We start from the raw sequence: 21027 nt of genomic DNA on the forward strand, positions 1-21027 counted from the left end.
TCTCAGGTTTAAGGGCGGGTGCTATAACGCCGACGCCTTGCCGCGTTATTTCAGGTAGGGAGCAGGGTCGACGCTGTCAAAGCCCTCGCGCACCTCAAAGTGCACAAAGCTGTTCTCCGCAGGCAACACCGCCATGCTCTGCCCGCGCTTCACGCTGGCGCCCTTCTTCACCTTCACACCGTCCACGTTGTAGTAGACCGTCATCAGATTGTTGGGGTGGCGCACCACCAAAATGGTCACGTCATCCGCGTCTTTGGTGATCGCCGCCACGGTGCCATCCGCCGCCGCCGACACTGGCGCTCCCGCGTCCGCGGCAATGTCGATGCCGTTGTTTTTGCCCTTGGAATAAGGCCGGATCACCTTGCCAGACACCGGGTAGCTCATCGCCGCTTTGCTGGCGCTTTGTTGCTGCGCCAGGTTCGGGCTCTCCGGTTTTTCAACCGGTGTCGCGGCCGCCACTGTGTTGTCTTCCGGCAAAGGCTTAGAGGCGCTTGGCGGGGTTGGCGTGGGCGAGCCTTCGCCCGGTTTGGTGGTGGTTGCCGCTGCGGTTGTGGCGGCGGCTTTGCGCTTGGCTTCCGCTTCCGGGTCCACGGGAGGGATCAGCAGGATCTGGTTCTCACGAATGGTGAAATCGCTGCCCAACCCGTTCCATTCTGCCAAAGAGCGCACAGAGACGTTGTACAGACGTGCAATAGTAAAGGCCGTCTCGCCGCGTTTCACCTTGTGGCGCACGGGCTCCACGCCTGTCTGCCCACCAGGTTTTGGCGTCGCAACCGGCTGCAGGGTCTCGGTCTCAACCGATGTATCGGCGTTGTTTATCGCGCCGCCGGCCAGCGCGGCAATGTCCACGCCGCCTGGCGCTGTCACCATGCCGGTGCCGCCGGTCGCCGCAGACGGCTCGGCCACACGGCGGGGCAGGGTGACCACTTCGCCCTCACGCAGCTGCGCGTCCAGCGCGATGCCGTTTGTGCGGCTCAACTCTTCGGCCGGAATGCCCACGCGTTGGGACACATCCGCCAGCGTGTCGCCACGTTTGGCCACCGCCACCTGATAGCTTGGATATGAGATCACACCACGATCATCCGGCTCCGGCCGCGTCGCCGTCGCGGTTTGCGCGGCCTCTGTGGTGTCCAACCCGCCGCCAAGGTCGCCGCGGAAGTCGTAATCCAGTGTGTCCAAACAGCCACTCATCACGGTCAGCGCCAATCCTGCGCCGATCAACCGGGTATTCTTGGATGAGAAAACTGCCATCTCGATGTCCTCACATGCGGCGCCCTGTTACCGGGGGTCTGCTGCCAAAGCCGCGTCTGTTGTTCGCTTCGTTAAGCTTCCAAATGGGCGAGCCGTCACCCTTTGCCAAGGGGAAAGCCCAATCAAATCAATCATTCTCTCGTGCGACGCCCTCAAGCAGAGGCACAAAACGCACCGAGCGCAATTCGTCATAGTCCAGCCCGTTTTCCGTTTTGCGCACCCGAATAAGGCTCTGCACCGCATCCGACTGCCCCACGGGCACCACCATAATACCGCCGATCTTGAGTTGCGCCAAGAGGGGGCCGGGCGGGTCCTCTGCGGCGGCGGTCACAATGATTTTGTCAAACGGCGCCTGATCCGGGAGGCCAAAGCTGCCGTCACTGATCAGAGAGGTGATGTTCACGATGCCCAATTGGTCAAACACGCCGCGCGCCTCTTGCACCAACCGCTTGTGCCGATCCACCGTATAGACCCGCCGCGCCAGATGGCTCAGGATCGCGGCCTGATAGCCCGAGCCGGTGCCCACCTCGAGCACCTTGTCACGCGAGGTGACTTCCAAAGCTTGCGTCATCAGCCCAACTACGGAAGGCTGCGAAATGGTCTGGCCACAGGCAATCGGCAATGGCGTGTCTTCATACGCCCGCTCGGCAAACAGCCCACGCACAAACAGCCCGCGGTCTACCTGTTCCATCGCGGTCAGCACAGCAGGCTCCGTCACCCCACGCGAACGCAGGGCAAACAGGAACTGCATTTTGCGTTCAGCAAGCGCGTCAGGGTCGGTCATTCAATGCCTTTCAGCGCGGCAAGTGTGTCATGTGCTGTCAGGTCCGCGCGCATCGGTGTCACCGAGGTGTAGCCCTTCAGGTTGACGGTCGCATCGGTGCCTTCGCCAGACGGGTTCTGCTGATCGCCGCCTCGGGCCCACAGGAACCGACGCCCAGACGGCGCATTGTGCGGCTCGACCGAAAACTTGGTGCCTTGGCGCAAGCCCTGCGCCACCACCCGCGTGCCTTTGACGTCTTTGGCCAGCACAGGCGGGAAGTTCACGTTGTAAAACAAGCCATAGGGGTGGTCGTTGGCTGGATTTGCATCAAGGATCTTGCGCACAACTTCAGCGCCAAATGCGCCCGCGGCCTCAAACGGATCGTCGGCGGAGAAATTCTTCGGGCCCAGGAACTGCGACAGGGCAAAAGACGGGATGCCCTGCAAAGCGCCTTCAATCGCCGCGCCCAACGTGCCGGAATAAAGCGCATTTTCTGCAGAGTTGTTGCCACGGTTTACGCCGGACAGGATCAACTCGGGTGGCGCGTCTTTCATCACATCATGTACGCCGGCCAATACACAATCCGCTGGGCTGCCTTCGGCGGCAAAGCGGCGCTCGCCCATCTGGGCAATCATTGTGGGGTGGGTGTAGCTGATGCAGTGGCCCACACCGGATTGCTCAAACGCAGGCGCCACACACCAGACTTCGCCGTCAGGTCCGGCCAGCTCCGCTGCAATCCGCTCCAGAACGGCCAGTCCCGGCGCGTTGATGCCGTCGTCATTGGTGATGAGAATGCGCATGTGCCTGCCCCAATTTATCTGCTGACATCCTGTCTAGTGGAGCCATGCAAAGGGGGCAAGGCACGTGGTGTCGCTGGCCGCAACCGTTGCGGCGATGCCAGCGTTTTGAGCCCTAAAGCCCGATCTCAGCCATCAAACGCGCCGCTTCGTCGCGGGGATGCACTAGGTTGTCCTTGTCTTCGCCAGGGAAGAAACGCGCGCGGGTGCCGGTGGGCATGCCCCGAGGGCTTAAGATCGACACGTTTGGGCCGATATTGGTGGTCTCCGCCTGCCAGCTTTTGGCCAGCGCGATCTGAGCGGCTTTGGTGGCGCCATAGGAGCCAAAGAACTTCTCACCGGCGTGATTGTCCTCAAAGAACACCGCATGACCCGCATCGCCCAACAGCGGGCTCATAAATGGGATCAGACGGGCCACAGCATCCACATTGATCGACAGAGATTTCTGCCAGTCCTTGGCATCGATGTGATCGGTGGGGGTCAAAGGCGCGCCATGGGCGGCGGTGTGGATCCACAGGTCCACTTTGCCCCAACGGTCGTGGATCGAGCGGCACAGCTGCGCCATGGCATCGGCATTGGTTATGTCCATCGGTGCCAGGGTGGATTTGCCCCCTTTGGCCTGAATGCGATCGTCCAGATCTTCCAGTGCACCGGTGGTGCGGGCCACAGCCACAACGTGGTACGCGGGCACAAGCGCCTCTGCAAAAGCGGCACCAAGGCCACGTGATGCGCCGGTGATCAGCGCGATTTTCTCGCCGGAGGCGTCGGGGGTGTTGGACGTGTCACTCATAGGCCGATGCAATGCGACCAAAGCGGCACAAGGTCAAGAGGCAAGCAAGTCGCAGGGGGGACGAGAACTGCCATCTCCCCTCGCGATTTAGTTGTTTAGTTGGGCATCGACAGGCGGGTGGTGCCATGGCCTGCGTTGAGCACAATGTTGTCTTCGCCAATGGCCACCACTTTGCCGGAGGGCGTGCGGTCGCCAAGTTCAACGCGCAGGGTTTTGCCCCCTGCGGTCATCAACAAGGCGCGCGGGTTTTTCGGGCTGCCCATCACGCCAATCAAAGTCAGGCGGGAGCGGTTCTTCAGCACACCGGATTGCGTGGCCTGCGCGGCCACGTGGGAAGGAGTCTTGGAGGACATGATACTGCCTGTGTTTGTGAGCGGTGGCGGCTATATAGTTGGAGGGTCGTGAGCCGCCAGACAGACGTAACGTATTTATAGTTAAGGACCGCTAAACAGGCGGTCGATTGCCAAAGAAAAAAGGCCAATGCGGCGGATTTCAGCCCATCAGGTGCGGTCGCAGGTCCTCACCACAAGCCGCGTATATTTCCAGCAGTTGATCAAAGGAAATGCCTTCTGCCTGTGCTTGTGCCAGTGGTCCTGAATTGGCCGTCAGGTGTGGCCTCTCGGCGCCTGATTCTGCCGGTTTTAGGCCGCAAGAAATGGGCTCATCGCTTTCAAACAGCGGCAGGTCATTCATCAACCAGGCCGCGGCCCCTGCAAAGCCGGTGTCCTCGCCAGTTGCATCCAGCACGTAGGCTTTGAAGTCTTCCACCGCCAGGCTGGCCCATACGCCAAACAGAAAGACCTCGTCGCTGCCACGAATGGGCAGGGGCACCACGCAATGGACAAAGCGCAGATCGTCAAGCACACAGAGGTCGGCGGTCAACACATCGTCGCCCACCGTCAGGGTGTCACCATCAGTTAATGGGCCATGCGGCCAGCAATCCGGCTGTCCAAAGCCCATGTCAACAATGCCGCCAAAGCTACGCCCGCAGCATTTGCAGGCGTAGGTGGGATCGTTCAACCGCTGCCAGCGGCTATCAAGCGCCAGCAGGTTCACGCGCTCACCCCTGAGAAGTTGCCAAAGTGGCACCGTTCCAGCTTGCGCCGGGCGTTGGAGCCTCTTCGATCTTCTTGCTCACCCGGCTGCTGCCTTCGAGCGCGGCCAGATATTCCGGCGTCACGCCACCGGTGATGTAGTTGCCGTCAAAGCAGGAGCAATCAAAGCGTTCGATCTCTGGGTTGCCTTCTTTGGCCGCCCAAATCAGGTCTTCAAGCTTTTGGTAGAACAGCGCATCGGCGCCCAATTCCTCGCGAATTTCCTCAACGCTCATGCCATTGGCGATCAGCTCATGCTTGGTTGGCATGTCGATGCCGTAGACGTTGGGGTGCGACACAGGCGGGGAAGCCGACGCGATGTAGACCTTCTTCGCGCCTGCCTCACGGCACATCTGCACAATCTTCTTGATGGTGTTGCCGCGCACAATGCTGTCGTCAATCAACAGGATGTTGCGGCCTTCCATCTCGCGTGGAATGGCGTTCAGCTTCCGACGCACGGACTTCTGACGCTCTTCCTGGCCAGGCATAATAAACGTCCGGCCCACATAGCGGTTCTTCACAAGCGCCTCGCGATAGCGGATGCCGGTGATGTTGCTGACTTCCAATGCAACAGGTCGCGCACTATCCGGCACAGGAATGATCGCGTCAATGTCCAAGCCGCTCTCTTGCACCTGCTTGGCCAGGGTTTTGCCCATGCGGATCTGCGCCTGATAGACAGACACGCCGTCCAGCACGCTGTCTGGGCGCGCCAAATAGACATACTCGAAGATACAAGGCGTCAACTCGCCTTCGACTGCTTGGAACTCGTGCAGATTGCCGTCCAGATCTACCAGCATTGCCTCGCCGGGCTTCAGGTCGCGAATTTTGTCAAAGCCATTGATGCCAAAGGCCACATCCTCAGACGCAAAGGCATAGTCGTCGCCGTCACCCTCTGCATCGCGCTTCGCAACGGACAGCGGGCGAATGCCGTGGGGGTCCCGGAAGGCCAACATGCCCACACCTGCGATCAGGCAGACCACGGAATAGGCGCCTTGCACGCGTTCCATGGTCATCTTCACACCGGCAAAGATGTTGCGGATCGCATCGGCGCTGCCGTTGACTTTGATGGCATCGGCAACTTTGTCGGCCAACACGTTGAGCAGGATCTCACTGTCAGAGGTGGTCCGCAGGTGGCGGGAGTATTTCCCGGTCACCTTTTCGCGCTGTGCCTCGGTGTTGGTGATATTGCCGTTGTGCACCAGATAGATGCCATAAGGCGCGTTCACAAAAAACGGCTGCGCCTCAGACGCCGACAGGCTGCCCGCCGTTGGATAGCGCACATGGCCCATACCAATGCGGCCTGTCAGGGTTTCCGCATCAGACGGCTGAAACACGTCCTTGACCAAACCATTGGCCTTGCGCTCGCGAAAGAAGCCGCCTGTGTAGGTCACCACACCCGAGGCATCCTGCCCCCGATGCTGCAACATCAAGAGACCATCGTAGATCTCTCCAAAGACGTCATGGTTTCGGTTGGCGATCCCCAAAATTCCGCACACGGGCAGGGCTCCCTTCGTCAGGTTAGGCTAATGTGATTGAGGCTGCGCAGCGAGGCACCAAAGGCGCAAATCGTGAAAGGACACATCTCAGGTGGACAAGCCTTTGCTATGCGCGGGGTGCGCCAGCTGAAAGGGTGGGAAAAACCACTGTCCACAGGGAGGCTCCGAATCCTGTTCTCGTGCTAGGGCCTCTCTTAAGGGCTCCCGCCCAGCATGTCACGAAAGGATCACAAAAGCCGCGACAATCTGCGCCTAAGCCTTTTTCACCATGCGGATCAGGACCAGCACAACCGCCGCGCCCAGCATCGATTGAAACACCGAGCTGAAAAAGCCGCCACCAAAAGAGAAGCCCAAGACCGGCAGCACAAAATTGGCCAGGATCGCGCCTCCGATGCCAAGGATCACATTGCCAATCAGGCCAAACCCGCCGCCGCGCACCAGCTTGCCTGCAAGCCAACCGGCCAGGCCACCAATGATCACTGCGCTGAAAATGCCTGAAAAAAGCTGTGCGTCTGTGGTGCCTTCCATAATGTCTCTCCTTAGCAGCCGCTTAGCTCAGCTGCGTTTCCAGATGTTTGATGCGTTTTTGGACCAGATCAATATGCATGCGCGCGTGATAGGCCGTCTGCCGGTAGGCTGGCGGCAATTTTAGCTGCGAAATCCGGTGATCCACCTCTTCCAACTCTTCGGCCATGCCGGCCAGTTCCGCTGCCGTGCACTTCGGCCCCATCTGCGCCTCGATCTCACGTATACGGCCGTAGTGTTTCCACACCTGCCAGCCACGGAAATAGGCATAAACCATGGGCAACACCCGCAAAAGCGGCAAGATCAGGAACAGGATTGGCAGGGTTAGCAGAAACACGCGATTGACCTGCGCCGCCATCCAATAGGGCAGAAGGTTGTGCCAGGTGCTTGGCCCGTCCTCGATCAATTGCCGCGCCACGTTGTTCTCAGGGATGCCAATGCCGCGTGGCTCCGGAAACGTGCCGCGCGACGTCAGCACATCATGCCCGCGATGCAGCTCTTTCGCCGCCATGGTCAATCGGTTCACCAGCGCGGGATGCAGCTTTGGATCAATCACCAACTGCGCCTTTAACGCCAACAATTGCCGCGCCTCGCTCGGCTGCACCGGGTTCAGCGACACGCCCCCCGTAGGGACCTCCACGAGATCCGCATAGTCTAGGTGCCGGGCAATGGCGTCGGTATAGGACAGGCGCAAAATGTCGATGTCGTCATAGCCAAAGGCCTGCCGCAGATAGGGCGCCTCGATGCTGCTGACAAAAAACGCCATGTCGATGTCACCAGACCGCAACGCAAAAATTGCCTGTGAAAACCCGACATCCACCAGCGTATTGGCGTTTTTGTCCATGCCAACCGCGTCCTGAAAATCGGCAAAGGCCACGGCTGTGCCCGATCCGCGTTTGCCTGCGGCAATGGTCAGGCCCCGCCACAACGCTGGGTTGGACGGGATACTGTGTCCGCTATGTGCCAGGAAAATCATGGGCTCATAAAACACGCCGCCAATCGCCTCGGCTGTGCCTGCCGTCACGCCAACGCCGGCTTGTAAAAACGCCGCATCCACCAAATCGCTGGACATCAACTCCGCATTGTCGACCGAGCCATTGGTGTGCACGATCTGCACTTCAATGTCATCTCGCGCCAGAATGTCCCGATACCGCTCCGCCATAAGCGTATAGGCTCCGCCTTGCGTGCCCGCCGCCAGTTTCAGTTTGTTGGGCGGCAGCAACATATACATTACCAGCGTCACACAAACGGCGAGGCTCAAGGTGGTGATGAATATCCAAAGTCGCATGGTAAAGCTGCCAAAACATTCCAGTTTTCGCGACCGTAGCCCCCGCTGGCGGTGCAAACAAGAGATCAGAGCGCCACGCAGCAAAAAGCCCGCAACCGTGTGGCGCGGACTTGAGCGTTTCTGAGCTGGCTGCGCTTATTGTTCGCAGACGCCAACCAGTTCTTCATATTGTGTGGTGATCCAGCCCAGGGCCTGCTGTGGGTCACGGTCATCAATCTTGCGCGTGATGCGGCTGAACACAGCAGCCGAGCGGCTGTCATCCACCATCGCCACAGATTGGCTGGTGATCACGGTTTCATAGACAAAGAAGGCAATCGCCACGAGCAGGATGCCGCGCAGAACGCCAAAGACAAAGCCGAGACCCTGGTCGATACCGCCAAGCGCAGAGCGTTGCACAATCGAGGAAAACAGAGGCGTGAACAGCGACACCACAATCAGCGCCAGGGCAAAGACACCGGCAAAGGCGGCAATGATCGACAGTTCACAGCTGTCCGACAGATACTGCCCCAGCACTGGAATTTCCTTGACCATCGGCTGCAGCGTGCCCGCAAACATAAAGGCCAAAATCGCCGCAGCAATCCATCCCGCGATGGCCATGCCTTCGCGCACAACACCGCGGCTGTACGCCAACAGCGCTGAAACGATGATCACACCCGCGACCACGGCATCAATAATTGTGAAGCCTTCCATGTATTTCCGTCCCCTTCGACCGCCCCCGGCCTGAATTTACTTTTTAACTCTCGGCCTGTCAGCCCGCTCCGAATACCTCTCCCACAAAGCTTGCCAAATCCCCAATGCGGTTGAGATTGATGCCTTTAACCGTTGCGGACTTGCCACCTTTCGGAGCGATTGCGGACGTGAAACCAAGTTTTTGGGCTTCTTTCAACCTATTTTCCGTCTGACTGACCGATCGAAGCGCCCCTGACAGGCTGATTTCGCCAAAAACAACGGTCTCGGCGGGCAGGGCGCTGTCTTCACGCGCGGAGATCAGCGCACAGGCCACTGCGAGGTCCGCTGCCGGTTCGGAAATCTTCATGCCGCCGGCCACATTCAGGTAGACGTCCAGCCCGGCAAAGGGAATTCCGCAGCGTGATTCTAATACGGCGAGAATCATCGCCAGCCGCCCGCTGTCCCAGCCCACCACCGTGCGCCGGGACTGGCTGTGCGGCGATGGGGCCACCAGAGCCTGCAACTCAATCAACACCGGTCGCGTGCCTTCGATCCCGGCAAAAACCACGCTGCCCGGACTGGGCGCGCCTCGATCAGCCAGAAACAACGCGCTTGGGTTGCCCACTTCGGCCAAACCACGTCCGGTCATCTCAAACACGCCAATTTCGTCCGCCGGACCAAAGCGGTTTTTGACGGCGCGCAAAATCCGGAACTGATGCCCGCGTTCGCCCTCAAAGTAGAGCACGGTATCCACCATATGCTCGACCACACGGGGCCCGGCAATTTGGCCTTCTTTGGTGACATGCCCAACCAGCACAATCGCCATGCCTTTGCGTTTGGCAAAAGCGGTTAGCTCATGCGCAGCGGCCCGTACCTGACTGACCGAACCGGGCGCACTGGCCACCGAGTCGCTCCACATGGTTTGAATGGAGTCGATGATCGCCAACTGCGGTTTTTCCGCTTCTAGCGTCGTAAGAATGTCGCGCAAATTGGTATCTGCGGCGAGCAGCACCGGGCTTTCGGTCAGCCCCAAACGCTGCGCCCGCATGCGCACCTGTGCGCTGGCTTCTTCGCCGCTCACATAGATGGTTTTTACACCTTGGCGCGCAAACCGCGCTGCCGCTTGCAGCAAAAGTGTGGATTTACCGATGCCCGGATCGCCGCCCACCAGAATGGCGCTGGCCGGCACCAATCCGCCGCCAAGCACCCGGTCGAGTTCTTTGACGTTGCTCATCGTGCGTGGGGGCGGGGCTTCTTCGGTGCGCAGATCCGAGAGCTCGATCCGCCGCCCCTTGGCGGTGCCCAGCGAGGAGCCTGTGGGGCCCGCGCCAAACGGCGCCTCTTCGACAATGGTGTTCCACTCGCCACAGCCTTCACATCGGCCGGACCATTTTGAAAACTGCGCGCCACAACTGGAGCAGCTGTATTGGGTTTTGCTCTTTGCCATGTTCTCGTTTTGGACCACTACCGCTTGCGGGTCAAATGACTAATCGCCAAGGAGGCCAAAACACAGGCAGTAAAGAGATAAAGTCCCCAGCCGGTTTCCACCGTGACATGGCCAGCGCCTTTGACCAGCACGATGTAAAGCGCGATCAGGAAGACATCCGCCATCGCCAGTTTACCCAACCATTCCAGTACCGGTAAAACCTTACGCCGCATCAGCCCAAATTGGATCAGCGCCAGCCCGATGACCTTCATATAGGGCGCAAAAATCGCCAAAAAGGTCACCAAAAGCGCAAAAGCCACATCTGTGTCCCAAAGCGATTGCAACCCGGACACAATCGAAATCTCGCTCAGGCCAAACAACGGCAACACCCCCGCGCGCATCAGCGGCGCAAACCATGCAATGGGAAACAGAATCAGCAAAGACAGGTTGGTCAGGCGCAAAGCATGGGGCATGCGTTAGAGCTAAGCGCATCGCCTTACAGGTGCAAGCGGCGCAACTCGGGGAATTTTCCCGTCTGATTCCCGGGAAATGATCTCTGACTTGATGACGCTGCCCAAAAAGGGGGGGAACGTATCGCTTATCGTGGTCGGCGCCCCTCAATCCTGCATGGCTTGGCTCAGAAACCGCAAAAACGGCCCCACCAGATAATCCGCAAAGGTCACTTGACGTCCCGTGAACACCAAATGGACCGGCATGTCGCTTGCCAGGTTCAGATGTTGGCCCATTTCGGCTCGCAGGTTTGCTTCGTCCTCGGGGTGCATGGCAGCCACGCCATCATAGCCAACCACGCGCCCTTCGTGGTCCCGCCGCGCCTCTGGAGAGAGGGACGTTAGCGTTATGCGCACCCTTGGATGGTTGCGCTGGGGCAGGCCAGTCACTGTCAGATACCCGTTTATGCCCACCCGCAATTGATCGATGGCTTGCGGGCTGGCGGTGAACGCCACGTCCAATGCTTGCGAAGGCCGCGCCAGTGTCACCACGGTGTCCCCCTGGGCGACAACCATCGCTGCGGTGTCATAAGGCAGGGCCGTTACCACCCCGTCATCCGGTGCCCTGATCTCCGCCTGCGCAATCTGTGCGGAGAGGCGCAAGGCTTGCAGGCGCAACCTTGGTATGGCCTCTTCCAACTGTGCCTGTCGGTCCAGGATCTCCTGACGGAACTCCAGCTTGTCCCGCGCCATTTGCAGTCTGGCCTGCGTGGCCTGACTCTCCAAAGACGCCAGTTCGGCCTGTTCCCGCGCCAGGTTGGCCTGCACGTCCAGAATGCTCTCATGCAAGGCCTCAGTGTCAGCTGTTCTTAAAGTACCTTGGGCGGCCAGAGTGGCATAACGCTCCAATCGGTCTCGCATTGAGTTTTCGCGACTTTGTAGATGCTCCATACTGGCGCGATGCTGCTCCGTTTGGGAGTGCAGAGACGCTTCAAGCTGTAGGGTCATCTCCGCGCCCAGGTCCAAAACGTCCTGTTTCGCTTTCATCCGGCGCAGGGCCAATCGGGTCTGAGGACTCAAACCCTCAGTGTCCTCCACCGTCAGAGTTCCGGCCAGCGCGGCTGCCAACGCGCGGCGTTCTTCCTGCATTGGGGCCAAGGCCGCCTGCAGTTCACGTAATTCCGCCGCCGCGTCGGACACATCCAGCTGGATCAACAGCTGCCCCTGTTCCACGGGTGTGTGCAGTTTTACAAACACTTCGGCAATTTTGCCGCCAAAGCGGTGCTGGATGTCTAGGCTGGGCTGTCGCGCATCTAAGTGACCTAACGCGGGAATTGACGTGGCCAAAGGTGCCAGAACCGCCCAACATCCAAAGGCACCAAGGGTCACAACTATGGCCCAAAACCCAATCCAAAGCGGTCGAGAGACCTGGGTTGGGAGAGCCTGGTCAGGGATTGACCCACGGGTGTCTGGTGCAAGCGTCAATGTGCCATCATCCCACTGAGTGTTTTTGCGGTTGTCGAAACGGCAGCGCGATACACAGCCTGTCCATCAACATTACGCACGTCAAATCCCTTGCTCATCTGGCTGAGCACAGCCATGGCGGCCTCGTCGCGTGGCAGGTCGGACATTTTGGCATCCGGCTGACGCAATAGGCGCGCAATTTTCTGCAACTTCCGGTCGGCCTTGGTAGCCCGGTTTTCGGTTAGGGTGATTTCGCAGCTGCGATCATTGAGGAAGCGAAACTGGAACACTGCGGCTCTTGGAGTGTCCGGTGGGCCATCTGATAAAGCCAGGTTAAAGAGTTCGCTCGCGACCATTTCAGCGCGCTGAGACAAGTCCGCATCGTTGCTGCGAGAAAACTGAGCGCCAACCCAATCGGTCACATCCTGCAGGCTGGCCTCCAGCAGCGGGACGTCCAATCGGCGTCGCCCTCCGCTCATGCGCCCCAACACATCGCTGCGCGGACCAAAATCCGCCATTCGACCGTTTTCCAGCGCCAGTACCTGATCGGCCAACCCCATCAAGCCAGAACGATGGATCACCATCACAATGGTTGTGTTTTGCTTTTTGAGCCGCGCCAAAACAGCGCAGAGCTGGCGCTCGCCTGCCGCATCCAACAGCGCGTTGGGTTCGTCCAGAAACAGATATTTTGGTTGGTGGAAAATTGCGCGGGCCAAAGCCACCCGCTGCTTTTGCCCCGCTGACAGAACATAAGGCGTTGCGCCGATGTCGGTGTCATAAGAGTTAGGCAGGGCTGAGATCAATCCATGCACCCCGGCGGTTTGCGCGGCGGCTACTATGGCGGCATCCTCGGGAGACGCCGCAAAGCCGGCGATGTTTTCTGCCAGAGTGCCGTGAAACAGCTGCGCCTGCTGCGGCAAATATCCGATAAACGCGGTCTGGCTCTGCAACGGCAACGTGGAAACTTCTGTTTCCTCCAGCCAGACCGTGCCAATGGGTCAGGGCGTGACCCCGGCCAGCGCTTCAAGCAAGGTGGATTTGCCGCTGCCTGAGGCGCCGACTATGGCAAGGCAACTGCCGGGTGGAAGGGCAAAGTTGATCCGGTCGAGACGGGGCGGAGCGCCGCCACCTGTTGGGAAAATGAGTCCCTCACAGCGGAGCGCGCCGTTTAACTTGGCAATATTCGTGCTGGTTTTTGTGGTGGGAACAGGCAAATTACCCAGCTTCTTCAAAGATTGGGCCGCCTGCTTTAGATTGTCAACGCTGGCAAAAGCCGCTTCAAGGCTGCTCACAGTTTTGGTGAGGATCAGGCTGGCAGCGATCATGCCGCCCGCGCTGAGATCGCCTTGAACCACTAACGCAGCACCTAGGCTGAGCCCCAAAAGCTGGGTCAAACTGCGCAGGTATGCTTCAAGACTGGCGCTGATAACGCGTAAGGGAGATAGCTGATCCTCAAGGCTGCTGCGCTGGCCAAGAGCGGCCACAAAGCGCGCGAGCAGATTGTGACTTAACTCGCCCAAGGCCGGTTGGCTGCTGACCTGCTGCGCATCTTGCATGCTGCGGGATTCTTGCGCCTGTGCTGACAAAAGCGCGGTGGAAGGCGCGGCGGCCATCGCATGATACGTCAGACGCAGCGCCGCAGCTATGGCAATGAGTGCCGCTGCCAAACCTGCAAACCAGGGATGTATGGCCCAGAGCACCAATGTGAACACCGGCAGCCAAGGTAGGCTGAGCGCGGCGCGTGCAGCAGGTCCGTCCAACGCGGATTTGAGGTGCCCCACCATGGACAGGTAGTCCTGCTTTTGCTCGGGCGGACGGGAGAGCACAAGCGGCGCGCAAAGCCGCTCGCTCCAGCGGGCCACCCGTCCAAGGCTGAGGTCGCGTAATCCGTCGACGATGGCTTGCAGCAGAAGTGCAAGCGCCGCCACGCCCAAAAGCAGCGCGAGCGTGTGTCGGTTCCCGGTTGGCAAAACACGGTCCAACACCTGCATCATGAAGATCGGGCTAACCAGAATGGCAAGATTTGAGATGGCGCTGAGCACAAGCAGCGGCACGATCAGGCGGTTGATTTGGCGCAGCGCCGCGCCCGAGCCGGACGCATTCCGGTCGGGTGGGGAGGTCCCCAGGGTTGGTTCAGACATGATCACCTCACAGCAGGAAGTTGCTTTCGTCCAGATCGCCTGGATCGACCGACTTCAGGATCAGCCGGTCGCCGCTTTCCCCGCCTGTCAAGGCGCTCAGATCGATGACCGTGGCCCAGCCCTTGTCCTGAATATGTGCCACAAGGTCGGCGTACTGCAGACCATAGCTGCTCAAATCGATCACATCGTGGTCCACTTCGAAATCGTGGATCATGTCACGTCCGCCGCCGGCCTGGGTGACAAAGGTGTCGGCATCGCCGTCTTTCCACCAATTGCCGCCCCACAGGTGGTCATTGCCTTCTCCTCCTTGCAGCGTGTCGGCCCCCTCACCGCCAACCAGCTTGTCGGTTCCGGATCCGCCATCCAGCGAGTCATCGCCAGAGCGCCCGTGCAGAAAATCTCGCCCGGCATCACCGTGCCCTTCATCATCACCGGCACCAAGAATAATCCTGTCGTCACCGGTCCCGCCTGAGGCCGTGTCATCTCCGGAGCCGCCAAACAGTTTGTCGTTGCCGCTGTCACCATACATCAGGTCGTCGTCTTTGCCGCCTTGCACTGTGTCATTGCCGCCGCCGCCATGCAGCGTGTCGTCCCCGTCACCGCCGCGCAGCTTGTCGTTGCCACCTGCTGAGCCCATGACAATGGGGTCGCGGATCAGCACGGTGCCGTCCGGATCGACCGGCGCAAAGGGATCGGGTGCGCGCGGATCTACCGCGCCGTCGTTGCTGCCGGTGCTTTGGGCTTCGGCCATGAATTCTGCGTAGGCTGCCTGATCCGCCCAATCGACCTCCACGCGGTAGATGGCGCCTGAGGCACCGGTGCTGCCGTCAAGATCATGGTCGCCGCGGTTCAGGCCAAAATAGAGGTTGCCGTCCCCATCCAGAAACACCGCGCCATAGGCTCCTTTGGGCATGCCGGCTGTCATTTCGTCGTCATAGAGCGTGGCACTTATGTCGACTGACGTGATGTGCGGTGCACCGCCACTGGGCACATCTGACAGGTCGATGCGATGCACGGCGCCGGCCTCGCCATTGCGCCCCGGAGATTCCACCGCGTAAAAGGCATCATCTTTGGCATTATACGCAACATCATAGGCGCGCCCGCCAAACAGGCCATTGGGCAGGTCAAAACTTGTCGCTAAAGGATTGCCACTGGCGTCCAGAGCGTTCACGTCGATCATCGTGACGCGGTTCAGGCTGCTCTGGAAGGTCCAGAGATTGCCCGCGTCATCGAAATCGCCAACGTAATCCGCCACCGGGGTTTCCCCCACTCGATAGGCGTGGCCTTCGGCATCCACCATCACCAGATCGCGGATGCACACAGGGTTGCCCAATGCGTCCACGCCATTGGCCTTGGCGATGCCATAGATCAGATCGTCCTCGGTGTTGAACCCAATGGCATTGATCCGCAAGCCAGTTGGGTCTCCCGCGAGCTCATACTGCTCGGTTTCCGGATCAAACACGTTCAATTGCCCGTCGATCATCTGGAACAGTTTGGATTGCCCTGGCGCAAAGGCTGCCACCTCAACGCTATCTCCACCAAGGTTGATCTCTTTGAGGTAGATAAAGATCGGCCCGTCCATATTGATGTCCGGTCCGCTGTTTTCCGGCGGCACCTCGCGCAGGGTCAATCCGCCCGCATCGCCACTGCCGCTGACCTCAAAGATGTGGGTTTCAAACACACCGGAGGTGGTGGATACGGTGCCAATCACCTCGCCATTCCACAGCAGCTCAACGCTGCCACTGGTGGCGCCGCCTGCCAGATTGGCGGCCAATTCGAAGCTTATGGTATATGTCTCGCCCATCTGCGTGGCGACTGATTGCGACAGCGTGCCTTCCGCGTCCCGGGTCCATCCACCCTCGGCAAGTTGCCCCAATGTTGCGGCGCCCGACGCGCCGCCCGCAAGCAGGTTGCCGTCTTGCAGGTCGCCATAGACCAGATCGTTGCCATCTCCGGCATTCACGGTGTCCGCGCCAAGTCCGCCCTGGGCCAGGTCGTTGCCGGTTTCCAGGTTCAGCACATCATTGCCCGCGCCGCCGTCCACCGTGTCACGCCCGGTGCCCGCGTTCACGGTGTCCGCGCCAGCCCCGGACACCAGGCTGTCATTGCTGCCGTTGCCTAGCACCACATCGTCACCGGCACCTGTGCTGATCACATCATCATAGGCACGGTTTTCGGCGTCGCCGTTGCTGACAATGGCGTCCGGATTATACACCCAACGTCCGTCAATGTAGACCCACTCGCGCCCAACCATGTCGCCCGCGACAAGGTCATTGCCATCCCCGGAGGTCAGTGTGTCACTGCCTGCATGGCCGTTGACACTGTCAACGCCGTCGCCCGTGGTGATGCTGTCGTCGCCGGTTGTGCCCACAACTGGAGTGACCGGCGGCTGCGGCTCGTTCTCTGACATACCCGAATTACCTTTTACCAAAACACAGCGAACATTGTGCGAACAAAAGGTTAGGAAAAGGTGAATCGCGCCTAACGCGCGCGGCTTGTTCAGAGAGCTCGTCAGAGTTCTTCTATCTTACCGCCTCAATCGGCCCTTCTGCTGAGCCGGAAATAAACTGTGTCAGATAAGGATCGCCGCTGGCGTCCATCTGGCTCACCGGGCCGGTCCATTGGATCACCCCGCCATGCAGCATCGCCACGTTGTCGGCAATTGCGCGCACAGAGCTCATGTCGTGGGTGATGGTCATCGCCGTGGCGCCCATCTCTACCACAATCTCGCGGATCAAGTCATTGATCACACCGGACATAATGGGGTCGAGGCCGGTGGTTGGCTCGTCAAAAAAGATGATCTCCGGCTCCGCCGCAATGGCGCGGGCCAGCCCCACGCGTTTCTGCATCCCGCCAGACAGCTCAGACGGGTAAAGATCCGCCACATCAGGCGTCAACCCCACCCGGCGCAGCTTCTCAATGGCGATCTCTCGCGCTTCTTCCTTGGGGCGTTTCAGACTGCCCCGCAACAGGCGGAACGCCACGTTTTGCCAAACGGTCATGCTGTCAAACAGCGCGCCGCCCTGAAACAACATGCCAAACCGCGCGAGAAAGGCATCGCGATCCCCTTGGGTGGCGTTTTGCCCATCCACGGTGATCGTGCCGCTGTCTGGCGTGATTAGCCCAAGCACGGACTTCAACATCACCGATTTCCCGGTGCCGGACCCGCCAATAATCACCATCGAACTGCCCTTGGCAATTTCGAGATTCACCCCTTGCAGCACCCGTTTGGGGCCAAAGCGTTTATGCACATTGTCAAACTGGATCATGAGGCAAAGAACAGGCTGGTCAGAAGGAAGTTGGCTGCCAGGATCATCACCGCGGCGGCTTGTACGGAGCTTTTGGTGGCCCGGCCCACGCCCTGGGCGCCACGACCAGAATGCATCCCGGCATAGCAGCCCATCACGGCGGCAATTCCGCCAAACACGGAGCCCTTCACAAGGCTGGAGACCACGTCATTGACCTGCAGGAAGTCGGCAGTGTTGCGGATATAGGTCGCGGGATTGAAGCCCAGCGTTTCCGTCGCCACCAGAAACCCGCCATAGATGCCAATGATGTCGCCAATGCCCACCAGCGCAGGCACCACCAGAATGGCAGCCATCACGCGTGGGGCAACAAGGTACTTCATTGGATGGGTCGAGAGGGTCACCAGCGCGTCAATCTGCTCGGTCACCTTCATCGTAGCAATCTCGGCGGCAATCGAGCTGGTCACGCGGGCGGCGACCATCAGGCCCACCAGGACCGGGCCAAGCTCGCGCACCATGCCAATCGCCACAATCTGCGGCACCACGCTTTCCACGGAAAACCGCGAACTGCCGTCATAGATTTGCAAAGCCAACGCACCACCGGTGAAAATCGCGGTCATGCCCACCACCGGCAGGCTTAACCAGCCGATGTTAAACAGCGCGCTCAAAAACTCGCGGCCGTAAAACGGCGGGCGGAAAATATGGCTCAGCGCGCCCCAGACAAACAGCACGACCTCCCCAAAGGAGGTCAGCATGCCAAGCGTGCTACGCCCAATCGCATTGAGGGGAGCCACAATCAGCTTCATGAAGATTTGTACCGGCGCTGATAGCGTTGCCCCATGGAGGTCAGGATTTCATAGCCAATGGTGCCGGCGGCATCGGCAAGCGTGTCCACCGACTGATGTTGTCCAAGCAGTTCCACCTCACGTGGCGCCTCGGACAGGTCGGTCACGTCGATGCCAATCAGGTCCATGGAAATTCGGCCAATCAGCGGGCAGCGATCCTCGCCAGCAAAGGTGGCCACTTTGCCGCTCATCGCCCGCAGGAGACCATCGGCATAACCCGCCGCAATCGTCGCAACCTTGCTGTCGCGCTCGGCAATCCAAGAATTGCCATAACCCACGCTTTCCCCTTCGGTCACGTCGCGCACCTGAATCACCGGAATACGCAGGCTGGCCACGGGCGTGGCATCCACAAACGGCATGCCGCCATATAGCCCCACACCAGGGCGGGTCAGGTCGAAGTGATAGTCATCCCCCAGAAGGATACCACCTGTCGCGGCCAGCGAGCGCGGAATGTCCAGCCCATCCGTCATCTCCTTGAACGCCGCCAGTTGTTGCGGGTTCATCGGATGCTCCGGCTCATCGGCGCAGGCCAAGTGCGACATGATTAGGGTCGGCCCGCGCTGCAACACCAGTTCTTTCACCGCTTCCCATTCTGGGGCTTCAAGGCCAAGCCGGTTCATGCCGGTGTCCAGCTGAATGCCAAAGGGATGTGCCGGCAGCGCTTCAACATGACGCACAATCTGATCCACCGAGTTCAACATCGGGGTGAGATGCATGTCACTGATCATATCGGTGTCGCCGCGCATATGACCGCCAAAGATGTTGATCTCCGGATCCGGTCCCACCGCTTGGCGCAGGCTGGCACCTTCTTCGGCGGCGGCGACAAAAAAGCGGGTCACACCAGCGCGCATCAGCGCCCGCGCCACTCGGTCCGCGCCAAGTCCGTATCCGTCGGCTTTCACCACCGCGGCGGTGGTCACTTCCGTCTGTGCATCCAGCGCCCGCCAATTGCTGATCAGGGCGTCGAGGTCGATTGTCAAAGTTGCAGTAGCCATGACGGTGTTTGTTGACGTCTGACCCCGCGAGGTCAAGGCCAAAGGCGGTGCGTTTTTCCCCGTTGCTGCGAACTGTGGCTTAACAATTGCTGCTTGCGGCGCGTCGGAAATACGCACCTCCGCAAAACAGTCGGAAAACCGACAGAATACCGACGTGCAAATCGCCGCTAAAACCGCAGGTTAAAGCGGCGATTCGAGGGGGAGGGACAGGGCGCTTAGAACTCGTCTCCGCCGCCGTCCTGTTGCCAGGGCTGAACAAGGTTGCCAAAGCGGGTGTACTGCCCTTCAAACGACAGTTCCACCGTCCCAATAGGGCCGTGACGCTGCTTACCCAGGATCACCTCGGCTTTGCCGTGCAACCGCTCCATACGTTCCTGCCAGGCCGCCATCTCGTCCAGCCGGTCATCGGACGGCTTTTCCCGCTCCACATAGTACTCTTCGCGGAACACAAACATCACCACGTCGGCATCCTGCTCAATCGAGCCAGATTCCCGCAAGTCACTGAGCTGAGGGCGTTTATCGTCCCGGCTCTCCACCGTACGCGACAGCTGGGACAGGCCAATCACCGGAATGTTGAGTTCCTTGGCAATTGCCTTCATGCCCATAGAAATCTCACCAATTTCCTGCACCCGGTTGTCCGCCGTACCACGACACAGCTGCAAATAGTCGATGATCAGCAGGTCCAGACCATGGGTCCGTTTCAGGCGTCGCGCCCGTGCCGCGAGCTGCGCAATCGGCAGGGCAGGGGTGTCATCGATGTAGAGCGGACAGGCCTCAAGGTCTTTTGCCGCTTGCACAAATCGGCGGAACTCCTCCTCGGTCATGTCCCCTTTACGGATCTGCTCAGACGGGATCTCCGCCGCCTCAGACAAGATACGTGCCGCAAGCTGTTCGGCTGACATTTCGAGGCTACAGAAGGCCACCACGCCACCTTCAACAGCGCCCTCGCTGCCGTCCGGTTTTATGCCTTTTTTATAAGCCTTTGCGACGTTAAACGCGAGGTTTGTGGCCAGCGAAGTTTTGCCCATCGAGGGGCGTCCGGCGAGGATCAAAAGGTCCGATGGGTGCAGGCCGCCAAGCTTCTTGTCGAGGTCAATCAGACCGGTGGAAATCCCGGCTAGACCACCGTCTCGCTGGTAAGCTGCGTTGGCCGTATTCACCGCCTCGGTCACCGCCTTCAGGAAGGACACATAGCCCCGCTCTGCAGAACCTTGTTCCGACAGCTTATAGAGCGCCTGTTCGGCCTCCACGATCTGCTCTTTTGGCTCCAGCTTGATGTCCGCTTTCTTGGCCTTGGACGCGATGTTGTTGCCCAGATCAATCAACTCACGGCGCATCGCCATATCATAGATCATCTGCGCGTAATCCGCTGCGGCAAAAGAAGAAATTGCCGATCCGGCCAGTCGGACCAGATAGGCCGGGCCGCCCAATTCGATCAGGCCAGGGTCGTCTTCTAGGAAGGCTTTAAGAGTAACCGGTGACGCCAGATTGTTCTTCGCAATCCGGGCTGCCGCAATCTCGTAAATGCGCGAATGCACAGGCTCGTAGAAATGCGACGAGTTGATCACAGAGGCAACGCGATCAAAAATATCGTTGTTGGTCAGAATCGCCCCCAGAAGCTGTTGCTCAGCCTCGATGGAGTGCGGCAGCGCCTCAATTTCTGCAGATGCGGTTTCGCCCGAATTGATGCTCGCGATTTCGTTCATGTCTGTCCCCAATTGCCCCACCCGGCTGGTTCTAAACCAGCGGACTCAAACTGGGCAACTTGTATGTTTTTGTGGATCGCCTG

General features: G+C 59.6%; 18 protein-coding genes and 1 pseudogene. All 19 read right to left on the minus strand.

The genetic code is table 11. The features are described from left to right. Positions 1-45: 45 nt before the first annotated feature. A complete protein-coding gene (locus MK208_RS13690) occupies positions 46-1251 on the minus strand; it encodes a LysM peptidoglycan-binding domain-containing protein (protein ID WP_294117433.1) in 1206 nt (401 codons plus the stop codon). A gap of 127 nt (positions 1252-1378) precedes the next feature. Further along, on the minus strand, positions 1379-2035 hold the full coding sequence (locus tag MK208_RS13695) for a protein-L-isoaspartate(D-aspartate) O-methyltransferase (protein ID WP_294117435.1): 657 nt from the start codon (positions 2033-2035) through the stop codon (positions 1379-1381). Further along, a complete protein-coding gene (surE, locus tag MK208_RS13700; RefSeq protein ID WP_294117436.1) occupies positions 2032-2814 on the minus strand; it encodes a 5'/3'-nucleotidase SurE in 783 nt (260 codons plus the stop codon). Before surE ends, MK208_RS13695 begins: the two co-directional genes overlap by 4 nt. Before the next feature lie 112 nt (positions 2815-2926). After that, the gene (locus tag MK208_RS13705; RefSeq protein WP_294117438.1) at positions 2927-3601 is read right to left on the minus strand and encodes an SDR family oxidoreductase; all 675 of its coding nucleotides are present in this window, start codon (positions 3599-3601) and stop codon (positions 2927-2929) included. A 95-nt stretch (positions 3602-3696) separates the two neighbouring features. After that, positions 3697-3954, minus strand: a complete 258-nt coding sequence (locus tag MK208_RS13710) for a pilus assembly protein PilZ (protein WP_294117439.1) — start codon at positions 3952-3954, stop codon at positions 3697-3699. A 139-nt stretch (positions 3955-4093) separates the two neighbouring features. After that, positions 4094-4657, minus strand: a complete 564-nt coding sequence (locus MK208_RS13715) for a DUF2199 domain-containing protein (RefSeq protein WP_294117442.1) — start codon at positions 4655-4657, stop codon at positions 4094-4096. A 4-nt stretch (positions 4658-4661) separates the two neighbouring features. Further along, positions 4662-6191 (minus strand): amidophosphoribosyltransferase, encoded by a 1530-nt coding sequence (gene purF, locus MK208_RS13720; protein ID WP_294117444.1) that lies wholly within the window; start codon positions 6189-6191, stop codon positions 4662-4664. 252 nt (positions 6192-6443) lie between these two features. Then, positions 6444-6719 (minus strand): GlsB/YeaQ/YmgE family stress response membrane protein, encoded by a 276-nt coding sequence (locus MK208_RS13725; RefSeq protein ID WP_294117447.1) that lies wholly within the window; start codon positions 6717-6719, stop codon positions 6444-6446. A 22-nt stretch (positions 6720-6741) separates the two neighbouring features. Next, positions 6742-8004: a TAXI family TRAP transporter solute-binding subunit gene (locus MK208_RS13730; RefSeq protein WP_294117448.1), complete on the minus strand. Its 1263-nt coding sequence runs from the start codon at positions 8002-8004 to the stop codon at positions 6742-6744. Between the two features lie 135 nt (positions 8005-8139). Then, positions 8140-8694 carry a CvpA family protein gene (locus MK208_RS13735; protein WP_294117454.1) on the minus strand — a complete coding sequence of 185 codons (555 nt, stop codon included), beginning with the start codon at positions 8692-8694 and terminating at the stop codon, positions 8140-8142. A 58-nt stretch (positions 8695-8752) separates the two neighbouring features. Beyond that, entirely contained in the window at positions 8753-10120 is a 1368-nt protein-coding gene (gene radA, locus MK208_RS13740; protein ID WP_294117456.1) for a DNA repair protein RadA, read from the minus strand. A 17-nt stretch (positions 10121-10137) separates the two neighbouring features. Continuing rightward, the gene (locus tag MK208_RS13745; RefSeq protein ID WP_294117457.1) at positions 10138-10572 is read right to left on the minus strand and encodes a paraquat-inducible protein A; all 435 of its coding nucleotides are present in this window, start codon (positions 10570-10572) and stop codon (positions 10138-10140) included. A 144-nt stretch (positions 10573-10716) separates the two neighbouring features. After that, positions 10717-11895, minus strand: a complete 1179-nt coding sequence (locus MK208_RS13750; protein ID WP_294117458.1) for an HlyD family efflux transporter periplasmic adaptor subunit — start codon at positions 11893-11895, stop codon at positions 10717-10719. Positions 11896-12029: 134 nt separating this feature from the next. Further along, a pseudogene (locus MK208_RS21085) lies at positions 12030-14153 on the minus strand (ATP-binding cassette domain-containing protein). 7 nt (positions 14154-14160) lie between these two features. Next, positions 14161-16563, minus strand: a complete 2403-nt coding sequence (locus tag MK208_RS13760; RefSeq protein WP_294117462.1) for a calcium-binding protein — start codon at positions 16561-16563, stop codon at positions 14161-14163. 112 nt (positions 16564-16675) lie between these two features. Beyond that, a complete protein-coding gene (locus MK208_RS13765) occupies positions 16676-17422 on the minus strand; it encodes an ATP-binding cassette domain-containing protein (RefSeq protein ID WP_294117464.1) in 747 nt (248 codons plus the stop codon). Beyond that, positions 17419-18204: an ABC transporter permease gene (locus MK208_RS13770; protein WP_294117466.1), complete on the minus strand. Its 786-nt coding sequence runs from the start codon at positions 18202-18204 to the stop codon at positions 17419-17421. Before MK208_RS13770 ends, MK208_RS13765 begins: the two co-directional genes overlap by 4 nt. Then, positions 18201-19238, minus strand: coding sequence for an alanine racemase (gene alr, locus MK208_RS13775; protein ID WP_294117468.1), 1038 nt, complete (start codon positions 19236-19238; stop codon positions 18201-18203). Before alr ends, MK208_RS13770 begins: the two co-directional genes overlap by 4 nt. A gap of 215 nt (positions 19239-19453) precedes the next feature. Beyond that, a complete protein-coding gene (locus MK208_RS13780) occupies positions 19454-20944 on the minus strand; it encodes a replicative DNA helicase (RefSeq protein WP_294117470.1) in 1491 nt (496 codons plus the stop codon). Positions 20945-21027: the final 83 nt, after the last annotated feature.

The organism is Shimia sp. (genome assembly GCF_022448905.1).
Lineage (GTDB): Bacteria > Pseudomonadota > Alphaproteobacteria > Rhodobacterales > Rhodobacteraceae > Shimia.